We start from the raw sequence: 15,761 nt of genomic DNA on the forward strand, positions 1-15,761 counted from the left end.
GCGGCGGCAGCGCGCTGGCGCCGATCGCAATCGGACTTGGCATCTTCGTGATCGCCGGCGCCGTCACCGACGTCGTCGAGCGGACGGGTCTGGTCCGTCTGCCGTTCGCAACAGCGCTGCACCGGGCGCGCGGCCTGCCGCGCTCGGCCTGGGGCACGGCGTTCGCACATGCCGGCCTCGGTATCGCGCTGATCGGGATCGTCTGCGAGACCACCTGGAACAGCGAATACATCGCGACGATGAAGCAGAACGACGTCGCCCATGTCGCCGGCTATGATCTGAAGCTCGACGGACTGTTCCAGCGCCAAGGGCCGAACTACCGCGAGATGATCGCCGAATTCAACATCAGCCGCGACGGCGAGCCACTGAGCGTCATGACGCCGTCCAAACGCAGCTTCACCACGCGCGGCTCGTCGACGACCGAGGCCGCTTTGCTGACCCGCGGCGCGAGCCAGCTCTACATTTCCCTCGGCGACGCCACCGCCGACGGTGCTATCGCCGTGCGCATCTATCACAAGCCACTGGTGCTCCTGATCTGGTGGGGACCCGTGCTGATGGCCTTCGGCGGCGTGTTGTCGCTGTCCGACCGGCGTTTGCGCGTTGGCGCGCCGAAACCGGCGCGGGCCAAGCAACGCCTGCAGCCGGCGGAGTGATCCGATGCGTCGGATGATGACCGTGCTTGTCGCACTGATGCTGCTGGCCGGGCCTGCGGCCTACGCCGTGCAGCCCGACGAGATCATGTCGGACCCCGCGAAGGAAGCGCGCGCGAGAGAACTGTCGCGCGAGCTGCGCTGCATGGTCTGCCAGAACCAGTCGATCGACGATTCCGACGCGCCGCTCGCGCGGGATTTGCGGCTCCTGGTGCGCGAGCGTATCGCCGCCGGCGACAGCAATTCGCAGGTGCTCGACTTTCTGGTCGCCCGCTATGGCGAGTTCGTGCTGCTCAAGCCGCGCTTCGAGCGCCAGACCATGCTGCTGTGGCTGCTCGCACCTCTGCTGCTGATCGGCGGCGGCCTGGCGCTGTGGCTGCAGATCCGGCGGCGCTCGCGGAGCGGTGCAGATGTACCAGCTCCGCCGCTTACGCCCGACGAAGAAGCGCGGCTCGCTGCATTGATGTCGGACGAAGCCAAGTCTTCCTAGCGAAGCCAAGTCTTCCTAGCGACGCCAAGCCGTCCTGGCTACGTAATGATACGTAAGCCGCACCACGCAGCTCGGTTCATGCTCTGTTGACCTTTGTCTGGAAGCTTGTCGCGAGATTCGATTCCAGACTTTGAGTCCTCGGCGATGTTCACGAACAGCAATCTGACGATCCGCTTCCTGGTCGGCGCCGTCGTCGCGGCATTATTGTTCCTGCTGGGGATCGGCGGTGGGACCGGCTTCGTCGCGGTGCTCTATCTCAACAACGAGATCACCAGCCTGTCGTCCGACTTCGCCGCGCTGAGCGGCCCTGCGCGCGACCATGCGATCCAGATCTACCAACAGGCGCAGGCCGCGTACTCCTATTTCCTGGTCGCGTGCGGCGTGATCGCGGTGGTCGCCGTCGCGATCTGCCTCACCACCTGGTTTGCCGTGCGCAACGGCATCCTCAGTCCCTTGGCGGCGATCGTTCATGCCATGCGCGAGGTCGCGGACCAGAAATTCGAGACGCCCGTTCCGGGGCTCGGCGGCACCAACGAGATCGGCCTGCTCGCCGGTGCGCTCGAGGTCTTCAAGACCAATGGCCTCGAGCGGCGCCATCTCACCGAACAGCAGCTGCACGAAGCGCAGCACCAGGCCGAGCGGTCGAAATTCCTCGACGCGCGGATCAAGCGCTTCAACGATCTCGTCGCCAGCGTCGTCGACAGCGTGGCGTCGTCGGCCGTGCATCTGAAGAGCAACGCCGAGACGCTGTCGCGGACCGCCAACGACACCAGCACCAAGGCCAATGCGGTCGCAAGCGCCTCGAGCCAGGCCAGCGCCAGCGTCCAGACGGTCGCGGGCTCCGCCGAGGAGATGACGAATTCAATCGGCACGATCAGCCGCCGCGTCACGGATGCGACCCAGCGCGCGGAAGGCGCAGCGACGCAAGCCGAGAAGAGCCGCGACACCATTCACACGCTGTCGGATGCCGCCGACAAGATCGGCGAAGTCGTGCAGCTCGTGCAGGCGATCGCATCGCAGACCAATCTGCTCGCGCTCAACGCCACCATCGAGGCGGCGCGGGCAGGGGAGGCCGGCAAGGGCTTTGCCGTGGTCGCCTCCGAAGTGAAGAGCCTTGCGCACCAGACCAGCAAGGCGACGGAGGAGATCACCTCCCATGTCGCGAGCATCCAGGGCATCACCGCGGAGACACGCGGTGCGATCGACGGCATCTCGAAGACGCTGTCGGAGATCTCGTCGATCATGTCCGGTATCGAGGTCGACACCGCCCAGCAGCGCAACGCCACGCAGGACATCACCCGCAGCGCGCAGGATGCCGCGCACGGAACGCTGGACGTCTCCAATCACATCGTCCAGATCACCTCGACCTCGGCGGAGACCGGACGCATGGCCGCCGAGGCGCGGGATTCTGCCGTCGACTTGTCGCGGCAGGCCGAGACCCTCAAGCGGGAAGTCGACGAGTTCATTGTCAGCGTCAGGGCAAGCTGAGACCTGCCAAGAGCGTCGTTCCGCGGCCATCACCGGAACTTGATTAAGTTCCTGTAACACCGCGACTTTTGGCGTGTGATAAACTGCCGCATCTGGGCGGCCCTTCATTACAAAAGTTTAACCCCGCCGCCAGCGCACGGTAAGGCGGGAGCCCCCATCTTCAGGTCGTAAGGTGCTGGCATCCAGCACCAAAAGGAATTCAAGGCCCTGGAGATCTCTGCATGACCGACCGTCACGACCTCTCGAATCTTCCGTCCTACCGGCAGCCGCGCCGGTCGGTTTTCTCGGCCCGCAAGATCGCGCTGATGGCTTCGGTCGTCGCCGGTTTCGGCGCCGCCGTCTACGGCTTCAGCCCGTCGATGTCACCGGCCGACCTGTTCTCGAGCCCGGCGCATGCGCAGGTCAACAACGAGGTTCGCAAGGTCGAACGCCCGATCGGTTTCGCTGACATCGTCGAGCGCGTGAAGCCCTCGGTGATCTCGGTGAAGGTCAACATCAAGGAGAAGACGGCCAGCAACGACAGCGGTGACGACGAGTCCTCGCCGTTCCAGCCGGGCTCGCCGATGGAGCGCTTCTTCCGCCGCTTCGGCGGTCCGGATGGTTTTCCGGGCCTGAAGGGTGGTCGTGGCCGCGTCGTGCAGGGCCAGGGCTCCGGCTTCTTCATCTCGGCTGACGGCTTTGCGGTGACCAACAACCACGTGGTCGACGGCGCCGACAAGGTCGAGGTCACGACCGACGACGGCAAGACTTACAGCGCCAAGGTGATCGGCACCGACCAGCGCACCGACCTCGCCTTGATCAAGGTCGAGGGCGGCTCGAACTTCCCGTTTGCCAAGCTCGCCGACAGCAAGCCGCGAATCGGCGACTGGGTGCTGGCGGTCGGCAATCCCTTCGGCCTCGGCGGCACCGTGACCGCGGGCATCGTCTCGGCGAGCGGTCGCGACATCGGCAATGGTCCGTATGACGATTTCATCCAGATCGACGCGCCCGTGAACAAGGGCAATTCCGGCGGTCCGGCCTTCAACACCGACGGTGAAGTGATGGGCGTCAACACCGCGATCTACTCGCCCTCCGGCGGCAGCGTCGGCATCGCGTTCTCGATCCCGGCCAACACCGTGAAGAGCGTTGTGGCGCAGCTCAAGGACAAGGGCTCGGTCAGCCGCGGCTGGATCGGCGTGCAGATTCAGCCGGTGACGTCCGATATCGCCGACAGCCTCGGCATGAAGAAGGCCGAAGGCGCGCTGGTGGCGGAGCCGCAGGCGAATGGTCCGGCTGCGAAGGCCGGCATCGAGTCCGGCGACGTGATCACCTCGGTCAACGGTGAGTCCGTCAAGGACGCCCGCGAGCTTGCCCGTACCATCGGCGGCATGGCACCCGGCGCGACCGTGAAGCTCAACGTGCTCCACAAGGGCCAGGACAAGGTCGTGAACCTCACCCTCGGCCAGCTGCCGAACACGGTCGAGGCCAAGGCGGACACCGATAATGACAGCGGCAAGGGTGCGAACCGGGGTACCGACGTGCCCAAGCTCGGCATGACCGTTGCGCCCGCCAATTCCGTGGCCGGCGCCGGCAAGGAAGGCGTCGTGGTCACCGAAGTCGATCCGAAGAGCGCCGCGGCCGAACGCGGCTTCAAGGAAGGCGACGTGATTCTCGAGGTCGGCGGCAAGAGCGTGAGCACGGCCGGCGACGTCCGCGAAGCCATCAATGCGGCGCGGACCGACAACAAGAACAGCGTCCTGATGCGCGTGAAGAGCGGCGGCCAGTCGCGCTTCGTCGCCGTGCCCATCGCCAAGGGCTAAGGCCTTCAGGAGGCTTACGAGATGAAGGGTGTCGCCGGCATTAGTCGCCCCCGCCGCCGACGCCCTTCGGGGAAGCAGCGCAATGTTCGCTTCCCCCGCCTACCTTCCGGTGGAATTACGCCCCCCTCCGTCGGAAGGACTAGGGCGGTGAGGTCCCCCCAGCTTCACCGCCCGCCTCTTTCTCGTTCCGAGATTCTTCCGCTCGGCTTGCATGCGATTGCTGCTCGCGCCATGTTCAGAGAAGGTTGACCCCCCTTGACCGCCGCCGAACGCACGATGCGCCTCCTCATCATCGAAGACGACCGCGAATCCGCCGATTACCTCGTGAAGGCGTTTCGCGAAGTCGGACACATTGCCGATCACGCCGCCGACGGCGAGGAAGGCCTCGCCATGGCCGAGAACGGCGATTACGACGTGCTGGTGGTCGACCGCATGCTGCCCAAGCGTGACGGCTTGTCGCTGATCGGCGCGCTCCGCGACAAGGACAACGCCACGCCGGTGCTGATTCTCTCCGCGCTCGGGCAGGTCGACGACCGCATCAAGGGCCTGCGCGCCGGCGGCGACGACTATCTGCCAAAACCCTATTCCTTCGCCGAGCTCCTGGCCCGGGTCGAGGTGCTGTCGCGCCGGCGCGGCGGTCCGGCCGAGGACACGCTCTACCGCGTCGGCGATCTCGAGCTCGACCGGCTCTCCCATCGCGTCGCCCGCGGCAAGGACGAGCTGACGCTCCAGCCGCGCGAATTCCGCCTGCTCGAATACCTGATGAAGCATGCCGGCCAGGTGGTGACTCGCACCATGCTTTTGGAAAACGTCTGGGACTATCATTTCGATCCGCAGACCAACGTGATCGACGTGCACATTTCGCGGCTCCGCTCCAAGATCGACAAGGGCTTTGAGCGGCCGCTGTTGCACACGATCCGCGGCGCCGGGTACATGATCCGTGACGGCATTCGGTAAACTCATCCGCACCACGGCGTTCCGGCTGACGCTGGTCTATCTGCTGCTGTTCGCGATATTCGCGGCCTCGCTGCTCGGCTATTTCGCGTGGAATACGCGCCGGCTGATCACCGAAGAGATCACGCAGACGGTGAATGCCGAGACCTCGGAGATCAACGAGATCTACGGCCGCCGCGGCCTGGTCGGCCTCGTGCGCACGATCGAGTATCGGGCCCTGCGGCCGGGCGCCAATCTCTACCTCGTGACCACGCCGACCGGGCAGGCGATCGCCGGCAATGTCGGCTCGCTGGCGCCCGGCGTGATGGCGACGGCAGGCTGGTCGGAGACGGCCTATCGGCGGATCGAGGACACGGACGAACGCGATCACCGTGCATTGGTGCGCGTCACCGAACTCGAGAACGGTTTCCGGCTCCTGATTGGTCGCGACCTCGACGAGCGGCGGCGCCTGTTCGGCATCGTCGCCAAGGCCGCGCAATGGTCGATCCTGATCGTGGTCGTCCTGGGACTGGGCGGCGGTATCTTCGTGGCGCGCCGTGTGCTCACGCGCATCGATGCGATGACCGGCACCGCTCACCGCATCATGACCGGCGACCTCAGCGAGCGCCTGCCCGTGGGGCGCAGCGGCGACGAGCTTGACCGACTCGCCGAGAATCTCAACGCCATGCTGGAGCGGATCGAGGCGCTGATGGTGGGGCTGAAGGAAGTCTCCGACAACATCGCCCACGACCTCAAGACGCCGCTGACGCGCTTGCGCAACCGCGCCGAGGAGGCCTTGGCGAAATCCGGCGGCGAGGCCGATTACCGCGCCGCGCTGGAGCGGACTATCGAGGAGTCCGACGGGCTGATCCGCACCTTCAACGCGCTGCTGATGATCGCGCGCGCCGAGTCCGGACAGGCGCGCGGCAATATGGATGATTTCGACGCCGCCGATGTCGCCAATGGCATCCACGAGCTTTACGAGCCGCTCGCCGAGGACGACGGCATGAGCCTGCAGGTCAAGGCTGAGCCGACGCCGGTTCACGCCAACCGCGAGTTGATCAGTCAGGCGCTCGCCAACCTTGTCGAGAATGCGATCAAATACGGCAAGCCGGTCGCGCAGACGGGCGGAACCGTGGTCAGCATGGACGCCCGGCAGATCATGATCGAAGCGAGGCGCGAGGGCGATCAGGTGTTGCTCAGCGTCACGGATCGAGGTCCCGGCATCCCCGAAGCCGACCGCAAGCATGCCATCGAGCGATTCGTGCGGCTGGAGGCCAGCCGCACGCTGCCGGGCTCCGGCCTCGGCCTCAGCCTGGCCTCGGCAGTTGCAACGCTGCATGGTGGCGAATTGCGGCTGGGTGACGCCCATCCCGGTCTCGTGGTTACGCTGGTGCTCCCGGTGCGCGCCGGTGCCGGCGACAGGGTTGCCCCTCCAATGCAGGATGTGCCACAGAAGGTGGCATGAACCACTCCGCGCCGGGATACGCGGACAAGCATGGTGAGAGACTGGCCGCGCGCTTCGCGGAGGCTCCCCATATTGCCGCGTCCGCAACCGACGAACGACGTTTTGAGACCTGGCTGGCCGAGCTCGAGCCGGCACAATCGGCGCGTCTCGAGGCCCTGCTGGCCCATCCCTTCGCGCGAGATATCCTGGCCGGCATCGCGGAATTCTCGCCCTATCTATTCGATCTGGTGCGCGTCGATGCCCTGCGCCTGATCCGGCTGCTCGAATGCGATCCGGATGCGCATCTGCCGGCGCTGATCGCGGAGGCGAGGGGCGCGGTGCTCGCGGCGGCTGACGAGGCCGAAGTGATGCGGCGGCTCCGCCGCATGAAGGCGGAGGCGGCGCTCCTGACCGCGCTGTGCGACATCGGCGGGGTCTGGCCGGTGATGCGGGTGACCGCGGCGCTGACCGACGTCGCGGTCTCCTCGGTGCAGGCGGCGCTCCAGTACCTGCTGCGGCAGGAAGCCGCACGTGGAAAGCTCGCGCCGCCCAACTCCGAGGCGCCCGAGGAGGGCTGCGGCCTGATCGTGCTCGCGATGGGCAAGATGGGTGCGGGCGAGCTGAACTATTCCAGCGATATCGATCTCATCGTGTTCTTCGATCCCGAGGCCACGACGCTGGCGCCGGATATCGAGCCGCAACCGTTCTTCGTCCGGGTGACGCAGGGGATGGCACGCATCCTCCAGCAGCGCACCTATGACGGCTACGTCTTCCGTGTCGATCTGCGGCTGCGCCCCGATCCATCCTCGACGCAGGTGGCGATCTCCCGGGACGCCGCGCTGAACTACTACGAGCGGGAGGGGCGCACCTGGGAGCGCGCGGCGATGATCAAGGCGCGTGCCTGTGCCGGCGATCCCAGGGCGGGCGAGGCGCTGCTCGCCGAAATCGCGCCCTTCGTCTGGCGCAAGCATCTCGACTTCGCCGCACTTGCCGACGTCCACGACATGAAGCGGCAGATGCAGACCTATCGCGGCCAGAGCGAGATCGCGGTCGAGGGCCACAACGTCAAGGTCGGTCGCGGCGGCATCCGCGAGATCGAGTTCTTCGCGCAGACGCAGCAGTTGATCGCCGGCGGCCGTCATCCGGAATTGCGGGTGCGGCCGACGCTGGCTGCGCTCGACATTCTCGCGTCCAGCAACTGGATCACCTCTGCGGCGCGCGACGAACTGACGACGGCGTATGAATTCCTGCGCCGGGTCGAGCACCGCATCCAGATGATCGCTGACGAGCAGACCCATGCGCTGCCCGAGGAGAAGGAGGCGGTCGAGCGCTTTGCCTGCTTCTTCGGCTATGCAAACCGCGAGGCTTTTGCCCGTGATCTGCTGCGGCAGCTCGAGATCGTCCAGGGACACTACGAAAAGCTGTTCGAGGGCGACGATCCGACCGGGACGGCGAAACTGCCGGCGCTCGATTACAGCGCAGGTCCCGACGATCCGCGCCTGCTGCAATATTTGACGATGCTGGGCTTCAAGAAGCCGGCCGCCGTCGCGCAGACGGTCCGCGACTGGATCACCGGCGAGTACCGTGTGTTCCGTAACGATCAGACGCGAAGTGCTTTCGTCGAATTCGTGCCGGCGCTGATCGACGGTCTTGCGCATGCCGAAGAGCCGGACCGCGCCGTCGTTGCGTTCGATCAATTCCTCCAGGCGTTGCAACGCGGCGGCCGGCTGATCACGCTGCTTGGCCAGAACCGCGATCTCGTCGCGCTCGTGGCGCTGGTGCTGGGCGCGGCGCCGCGGCTCGGTGAGATGCTGGCGCGGAAGCCGCAGCTCATGGACGGCCTGATCGATCCGCGCTTCTTCGGCGCGATGCCCGACAGGCACGAGTTGTCGGCGCGGCTCGCGGCCACCGTGCAGGATGCCGGCTCCTATGAAGAGTTCCTCGATCGCCTGCGCCTGTTCGGGCAGGAGAGCCTGTTCCTGATCGGCACGCGAATCCTCTCCGGCACGGTTTCGGCGCAGCAGGCGAGCACGGCTTTTGCGGACGTCGCCGAAGGCATCGTCCATACGGTGCATGGTCTCGTCGCCGATCGCTTTGCCGCCCAGCACGGCCGGATCAAGGGGCAGGAGACCGCGATCATCGCAATGGGCCGCCTCGGCAGCCGCGAGATGACCGCTTCATCCGATCTCGACCTGATCCTGCTCTACGATTTCGACAGCGAAGATCCGGACTCGGATGGGCCGAAGTCGCTGCAGGGGGCACACTACTTCGCGCGCTTCACCCAGCGCCTGATCAGTGCCTTCACCACGCGCACCAATTACGGCGTGCTCTACGAGATCGACATGCGGCTGCGCCCGTCGGGGCGCGCCGGCCCCGTGGCCTCGAGCCTTGCCTCCTTCGCGGACTACCAGGCCAACGAGGCCTGGACCTGGGAGCACATGGCCCTGACGCGCGCCCGCGTGGTGTCGGCCTCTCCTGAATTCCGCGAGCGGATCGAGGGCATCATCCGCGAGGTCCTGACCCGTCGCCGCGACAAGGGCATCATCGCCAACGATGTCGCCGACATGCGGCGCGCGATCGCACAGGAGAAGGGCGAGAGCGACCATTGGGATCTCAAATATGCCGCCGGCGGCATGGTCGACATCGACTTCATCGCGCAATATCTCCAGCTCGTGCACGCCCATGACAAGCCGGAGATTCTCGACATCAGTACGATGCAGGTGCTGGACAATGCCGCCAAGCTCGGCGTGCTCCCGCATTCGGAGGCCGAGATCCTCCGCGCCGCAGCGCGGCTCTATCACGATCTGACGCAGATCCTGCGGCTCTGCGTCAGCGACCGCTTCAAGCCGGAAACTGCCGGCACCGATCTCCAGCGCGTGATGGCACGCGCCGGCGATGCGCCGGATTTCTCGTCGCTGGAGGCACGTGTGAAGGAGACGCAGGGCGAGGTGCGGCGGGTGTTCAGCGCGCTTCTGGAAGGGACGTAGCCTGCTTCAGCGACGTGAGGGCTTCGAGCACGGGCGCATCCAGGCCCGCGCCGCCCGCGTCAAGATGAGCGAAGATCGCGCGCTTCATCCGGGGATCCCAGAATTTCTTGATGTGCTCGGCAATTCCCGGCACGGCCTTGTCGTGCCCCTGGCTGCGGAAGAACGTGCCGATCTGGTTGGCCATGTAGATCAGGCGGTCAGGCGACATCGGCAACCTCCTCGGCATGGCGGCGGACAACCCGGCTGCCATGCGAAAACACTTCGAACCCGTCCTGGCGGGCAACGGCGATCAGCGTGATTCCGGCGGCTTCCGCCGTGCGGACCGCGAGAGCGGTGGGCGCGGAGACCGCGACCATCACCGGTGCGCCGATCGCTGCGGTCTTCTGAACCATCTCCACCGAGACGCGGCTCGTCAGCAGCACCATGCCGCCGGCTGCATCCGTCCGGTTGCGCGCCAGGGCTCCGGCGACCTTGTCGAGCGCGTTGTGGCGGCCGACATCCTCGCGCAATGTGACGATGCCATCCTTGGCAGGGGACCAGAACGCGGCGGCGTGAACGGCGCGGGTTTGGCGGTTGATCGATTGCAGCGGCGCGATGGCCTGCATCGCCATCATGATCTGCTCGGGCGTGAAGGTCTGCCCCTGCGGCACGACGGCTGCTGGCCGCACGGCTTCGGCAATGGACTCGATGCCGCAGATGCCGCAGCCGGTCGGGCCGGCGATGTGGCGACGGCGCTCGCTGATGCGCGCGGCCTCTTCCGGCGCAAGCCACATGCGCAACTCGATGCCGTCGTCGAGGCGGACTACCTCGAGCGACCGGACGTCGTCGGCCGATTTGACGATACCTTCGCTCAAGCTGAAGCCGACGGCGAAGTCCTCCAGGTTCTGCGGCGTTCCCATCATGACGGCGTAGGTGCCGCCATTATAGGTCAGCGCCAGCGGCGTCTCCTCCGGGATCAGCCGCCTCCCTTCGGACGCGACACCGTCGCGCCAGATCTCGCGGTCGATGGTCTGAACCGGCACATGCATGCTGCTACTCCGCGGCCTCGGCCGGCGCGATGCGGCGGGATTGCCGCGCCTGCGCGTCATAGGCCTTCTGCCAGTCCGACGGGCCGTTCGAGGGCGAGACCTGCACCGCCGTGACCTTGTATTCGGGACAGTTGGTCGCCCAGTCCGAATAGTCGGTGGTGATGACGTTGGCCTGCGTGTCCGGGTGGTGGAAGGTGGTGTAGACGACGCCGGGCGCGACGCGGTCGGTGATCTCCGCGCGGAGTGTGGTCTCGCCGGCGCGGCTCTTCAGCCGCACCCAGTCGCCGTCGCGCACGCCGCGCTGCTCGGCATCGTGCGGATGGATCTCCAGCCGGTCCTCGGCATGCCAGACCACGTTCTCGGTGCGCCGGGTCTGCGCGCCGACATTGTACTGGCTGAGGATGCGGCCCGTGGTCAGCAGCAGCGGATAGCGCGGGCCGGTCCGCTCGTCGGTCGCGATATACTCAGTGACGACGAATTTGCCCTTGCCGCGAACGAAGCCGTCGATGTGCATCACCGGCGTACCCTCGGGCGCCTTCTCGTTGCAGGGCCACTGCACCGAGCCGACCTCTTCGAGCTTGGCGTAGGAGACGCCGGCGAAGGTCGGCGTCAGCGCCGCGATCTCGTCCATGATCTCGGAGGGATGATTGTATTTCATCTCGAAGCCCATGGCCGTGGCGAGCGCGATCGTGACCTCCCAGTCGGCCATGCCGTTCTTCGGCGTCATCACCTTGCGCACGCGCTGGATGCGGCGCTCGGCGTTGGTGAAGGTGCCGTCCTTCTCGAGGAAGCTCGAGCCGGGCAGGAAGACGTGGGCGTAGTTCGCGGTCTCGTTCAGGAAAAGGTCGTGAACGATGACGCATTCCATCGCCGACAGCGCCGCCACGACGTGGGAGGTGTTCGGATCGGACTGGAGGATGTCCTCGCCCTGCACATAAATCCCCATGAACGTGCCGTCGATCGCGGCGTCGAACATGTTGGGAATGCGCAGGCCCGGCTCCGGGTTGAGCTTGACGTCCCACATCGCCTCGAACTGCTCGCGCACGGCATCGTCCGCGATGTGGCGGTAGCCGGGGAGCTCGTGTGGGAAGGAGCCCATGTCGCAGGAGCCCTGCACGTTGTTCTGGCCGCGCAGCGGGTTCACGCCGACGCCGGGGCGGCCGATATTGCCGGTCGCCATCGCGAGGTTGGCGATAGCGATCACGGTCGTGGAGCCCTGGCTGTGCTCGGTGACGCCGAGCCCGTAATAGATCGCGCCGTTGCCGCCGGTGGCGTAGGTGCGCGCTGCCTCGCGCAGCGCCTTGGGATCGACGCCGGTGAGGATAGCGGTGGCCTCCGGGCCGTTGTTCGGCTGGGCGACGAAGGCCGCCCATTCCTCGAACTCGCTCCGGTCGCAGCGCTCGCGCACGAAGGCTTCGTTGACGAGGCCCTCGGTGACGATGACATGCGCCAGCGCCGTCATGACAGCGACGTTGGTGCCGGGCATCAGGGGCAGGTGCAGCGCCTTCACATGGGGTGATTCCACCATCTCGGTGCGGCGCGGATCGATCACGATCAGCTTTGCGCCCTGGCGCAGCCGCTTCTTCAGCCGCGAGGCGAACACCGGGTGCGCCGAGGCTGGGTTGGCGCCGATGATTACGACGACATCGGTCTCCTCGACCGAGTCGAAATCCTGCGTGCCGGCAGAGGTCCCGAAGGTGGTGGCGAGGCCATAGCCGGTCGGCGAGTGGCAGACGCGGGCGCAGGTGTCGACATTGTTGTTGCCGAAGCCGGCGCGGATCAGCTTCTGCACCAGATAGGTTTCCTCGTTGGTGCAGCGGGACGAGGTGATGCCGCCGATGGCATCGCGGCCGTATTTTTTCTGGATGCCGCGCATCTTGGTGGCGGCGAACGAGAACGCCTCATCCCAGGATACCTCGCGCCATGGATCCTCGATCCGCTCGCGGATCATCGGCTTGAGGATACGTTCCTTGTGGTTGGTGTAGCCCCATGCGAAGCGGCCCTTGACACAGGAATGGCCGCGATTGGCCTTGCCGTCCTTCCAGGGCACCATGCGCACGACTTCCTCGCCGCGCATCTCGGCCTTGAAAGCGCAACCGACCCCGCAATAGGCGCAGGTGGTGACGACGGAGTGCTCGGGCTGGCCGATCTCGATCACCGACTTTTCCGTCAGCGTCGCAGTCGGGCAGGCCTGCACGCAGGCGCCGCAGGAGACGCATTCGGAGCCGAGGAAACTCTCGCTCATGCCGGCCGAGACGCGGCTGTCGAAGCCGCGACCTGAAATCGTCAGCGCGAAGGTGCCTTGCACTTCCTCGCAGGCGCGGACGCAGCGCGAGCAGACGATGCACTTGGAGGGATCGTAGGTGAAGTAGGGGTTGGACTCGTCCTTCGGCATCCAGGCGGGATTCACATCGCCGTTGGACTTGGCGAAGACGTGATTCTCGCCCTCATAGCCGTAGCGGACGTCGCGTAGGCCGACGGCACCGGCCATGTCCTGCAATTCGCAATCGCCGTTGGCGCCGCAGGTGAGACAGTCAAGCGGATGGTCGGAGATGTAGAGCCCCATCACGCCCTTGCGCAGCTTCTTCAGCCGCTCGGTCTGGGTGCGCACGACAAGGCCGTTCATCACCGGCGTGGTGCAGGAGGCCGGCGTGCCGGCGCGTCCCTCGATCTCGACGAGGCAGAGGCGGCAGGAGCCGAAGGCGTCGACCATGTCGGTCGCGCAGAGCTTTGGGATCTGGTGGCCGGCGTCCATCGCCGCGCGCATGATCGAGGTCCCCTCGGGCACCGAGACCTGCTTGCCGTCGATGGTCAGCCTCACCATCGTTTCCGATTTGGAGCGGGGCGTGCCGAAGTCGATTTCCTCGATCAGAGACATTTTCGCTCTCCTATTCCGCGGCCTGAAGCGTGGTCGGCGCCGGGACGAAATCCTCCCGGAAATGCTTCAATGCGCTGAGCACCGGGTAGGGCGTGAAGCCGCCGAGTGCGCAGAGCGAGCCGAACTTCATGGTGTTGCAGAGGTCCTCGACGAGCGCGAGGTTTTCGCTCACGCGCTCGCCGTTGATGATCTTCTCGATGGTCTCGACGCCCCGGGTCGAGCCGATGCGGCAGGGCGTGCACTTGCCGCAGGATTCGATCGCGCAGAACTCCATCGCGAAACGCGCCTGCTTGCGCATGTCGACGCTGTCGTCGAACACGACGATACCGCCATGGCCGATCAGGCCGTCACGCGCGGCAAAGGCCTCGTAGTCGAACGGCGTGTCGAACAGCGCGCGCGGGAAGTAGGCGCCGAGTGGACCGCCGACCTGCACCGCACGGACCGGGCGGCCCGTGAACGTTCCGCCACCGATGTCGTCGACGAGCTCGCCGAGCGTCACGCCGAACGCCGTCTCGAACAGTCCGCCATGGCGGATGTTACCGGCGAGCTGGATCGGCATCGTGCCGCGGGAACGGCCCATGCCAAAATCCGCATAGGCCTTGGCGCCTTCGGCGAGGATGAAGGGGATGGCGGCGAACGACAGCACGTTGTTGATGACGGTCGGCTTGCCGAACAGGCCGTGATGCGCGGGCAGCGGCGGCTTCGCGCGTACGATGCCGCGGCGGCCTTCGAGGCTCTCCAGCAGCGAGGTTTCCTCGCCGCAGACATAGGCGCCTGCGCCGACGCGCACTTCGAGGTCGAAGCTGTATGTGGAGCCGCCGATCCTGTCGCCGAGACAGCCGCCGCGCTTCGCAGCCACGATCGCGGCGTTCATCGCCTCGGCAGCGTGCGGATATTCGCTGCGGATGTAAATGTAGCCCTTGGTCGCGCCCACGGTGATGCCGGCGGTCGTCATACCCTCGATGACGAGGAAGGGATCGCCTTCCATAATCATGCGGTCAGCAAACGTACCGCTGTCGCCTTCGTCGGCGTTGCAGACGATGAACTTGCGATCGGCCTTCGCCTGGGCGACCGTTTTCCACTTGATGCCGGTCGGGAAGCCTGCGCCGCCGCGGCCACGCAGGCCTGATGCTGTGACTTCGTCGAGGATCGCGTCCGAGCCCAGCGACAGCGCGCGCTCCAGGCCCTTGTAGCCGCCATGGGCGCGATAGTCCTCGAGCGAGCGCGGGTCGATCACGCCGCAGCGCGCGAAGGTGAGGCGGGTCTGGCGCTTCAGCCAGGGGATCTCGTCAGTCGCTCCTAATCGCAGCAGATGCGGTGTATTGCTGGCGAGCGCATCGAGCAGGGAGGGCACATCGGCCTCGGTGACCGGGCCGAAGGCGATCCGGCCCTGCGGCGTTGCGACCTCGACCAGCGGCTCCAGCCAATACATGCCGCGCGAGCCGGTCCTGACGATCTCGACCGTCACGCCACGCTTGGCCGCAGCCTGTTCGAGCGCCAATGCAACCTCGTCGGCGCCAACAGCAACCGCACCCGCATCGCGTGAGACGAAGAGACGCATGCTCATCGCTGTGCCTCCGCAACCAGTGCATCAAGGCGCTTCTCGTCGAGCCGTCCGATGAGGCGACCATCGAGCATCGCAGACGGCGCGGTCGCGCACAGCCCGAGGCAGTAGATCGGCTCCAGCGTGACGCGATCATCTGCGGTGGTGTTGCCGAGCGATACGCCAAGCCTTGCCTCCGCGCGCGCAGCCAGCGCATCGCCGCCCGCAGCCTGGCAGGCCTCGGCACGGCAAAGCTTCAGCACATGGCGGCCGGCAGGCTTGTGCCTGAAATCATGGTAGAATGTGAACACGCCGTGGACTTCGGCGCGCGACAGGTTCAGCGCCTGCGCGACCATCGGAATGGCCGCCTCCGGCACATATCCGAATGCCTCTTGAAGGGCGTGCAGGACGACGAGCGTTGCACCTTCTTGCTTGGCATGTTCGGCGATGATTTCGGCGCCGCGCGTCTCGTCCCAAGGCTCGTAAACCGCTGTCATTTTTTTCGTTCTCAACCAGAG

12 protein-coding genes are annotated in these 15,761 nt (G+C 66.1%); 7 read left to right on the forward strand and 5 right to left on the reverse strand.

Annotation, left to right across the window (positions count from 1 at the left end; genetic code table 11):
• The 7 genes from AC630_RS00405 to AC630_RS00435 form a co-directional block, all read left to right on the forward strand.
• Positions 1-653 (forward strand): cytochrome c-type biogenesis CcmF C-terminal domain-containing protein (locus tag AC630_RS00405; protein WP_283808373.1); only part of this gene is annotated, 653 nt, incomplete at its 5' end.
• Positions 654-657: 4 nt separating this feature from the next.
• Entirely contained in the window at positions 658-1,140 is a 483-nt protein-coding gene (locus AC630_RS00410) for a cytochrome c-type biogenesis protein (protein ID WP_074116542.1), read from the forward strand.
• 144 nt (positions 1,141-1,284) lie between these two features.
• Entirely contained in the window at positions 1,285-2,628 is a 1,344-nt protein-coding gene (locus AC630_RS00415; protein ID WP_074116543.1) for a methyl-accepting chemotaxis protein, read from the forward strand.
• A gap of 221 nt (positions 2,629-2,849) precedes the next feature.
• Complete coding sequence (locus AC630_RS00420; protein WP_074116544.1) at positions 2,850-4,427, forward strand: Do family serine endopeptidase; 1,578 nt, start codon at positions 2,850-2,852, stop codon at positions 4,425-4,427.
• Positions 4,428-4,703: 276 nt separating this feature from the next.
• Positions 4,704-5,384, forward strand: a complete 681-nt coding sequence (locus AC630_RS00425) for a response regulator transcription factor (protein WP_074116584.1) — start codon at positions 4,704-4,706, stop codon at positions 5,382-5,384.
• Complete coding sequence (locus AC630_RS00430; RefSeq protein ID WP_074116545.1) at positions 5,368-6,828, forward strand: sensor histidine kinase; 1,461 nt, start codon at positions 5,368-5,370, stop codon at positions 6,826-6,828. The genes AC630_RS00425 and AC630_RS00430 overlap by 17 nt, the downstream gene beginning before the upstream one ends.
• Entirely contained in the window at positions 6,825-9,794 is a 2,970-nt protein-coding gene (locus tag AC630_RS00435; protein ID WP_074116546.1) for a bifunctional [glutamine synthetase] adenylyltransferase/[glutamine synthetase]-adenylyl-L-tyrosine phosphorylase, read from the forward strand. Before AC630_RS00430 ends, AC630_RS00435 begins: the two co-directional genes overlap by 4 nt.
• On the opposite strand, the gene AC630_RS00440 is transcribed toward AC630_RS00435, so the two are convergent.
• Genes AC630_RS00440 through AC630_RS00460 form a run of 5 tightly spaced genes read right to left on the reverse strand, consistent with a single transcriptional unit; the run spans position 9,769 to position 15,740 of the window.
• A complete protein-coding gene (locus AC630_RS00440; RefSeq protein ID WP_074116547.1) occupies positions 9,769-10,002 on the reverse strand; it encodes a formate dehydrogenase subunit delta in 234 nt (77 codons plus the stop codon). The genes AC630_RS00435 and AC630_RS00440 overlap by 26 nt on opposite strands.
• Entirely contained in the window at positions 9,992-10,822 is an 831-nt protein-coding gene (fdhD, locus tag AC630_RS00445; RefSeq protein WP_074116548.1) for a formate dehydrogenase accessory sulfurtransferase FdhD, read from the reverse strand. The genes AC630_RS00440 and fdhD overlap by 11 nt, the downstream gene beginning before the upstream one ends.
• A gap of 4 nt (positions 10,823-10,826) precedes the next feature.
• Positions 10,827-13,700 carry a formate dehydrogenase subunit alpha gene (gene fdhF, locus AC630_RS00450; RefSeq protein WP_074116549.1) on the reverse strand — a complete coding sequence of 958 codons (2,874 nt, stop codon included), beginning with the start codon at positions 13,698-13,700 and terminating at the stop codon, positions 10,827-10,829.
• A gap of 10 nt (positions 13,701-13,710) precedes the next feature.
• Complete coding sequence (locus AC630_RS00455) at positions 13,711-15,267, reverse strand: formate dehydrogenase beta subunit (protein ID WP_074116550.1); 1,557 nt, start codon at positions 15,265-15,267, stop codon at positions 13,711-13,713.
• A complete protein-coding gene (locus AC630_RS00460; protein ID WP_074116551.1) occupies positions 15,264-15,740 on the reverse strand; it encodes a formate dehydrogenase subunit gamma in 477 nt (158 codons plus the stop codon). Before AC630_RS00460 ends, AC630_RS00455 begins: the two co-directional genes overlap by 4 nt.
• Positions 15,741-15,761 lie beyond the last annotated feature (21 nt).

Origin of the sequence: Bradyrhizobium sp. AS23.2 (assembly GCF_001908185.1) — a bacterium.
In the GTDB taxonomy this organism is placed as follows: Bacteria; Pseudomonadota; Alphaproteobacteria; order Rhizobiales; family Xanthobacteraceae; genus Bradyrhizobium.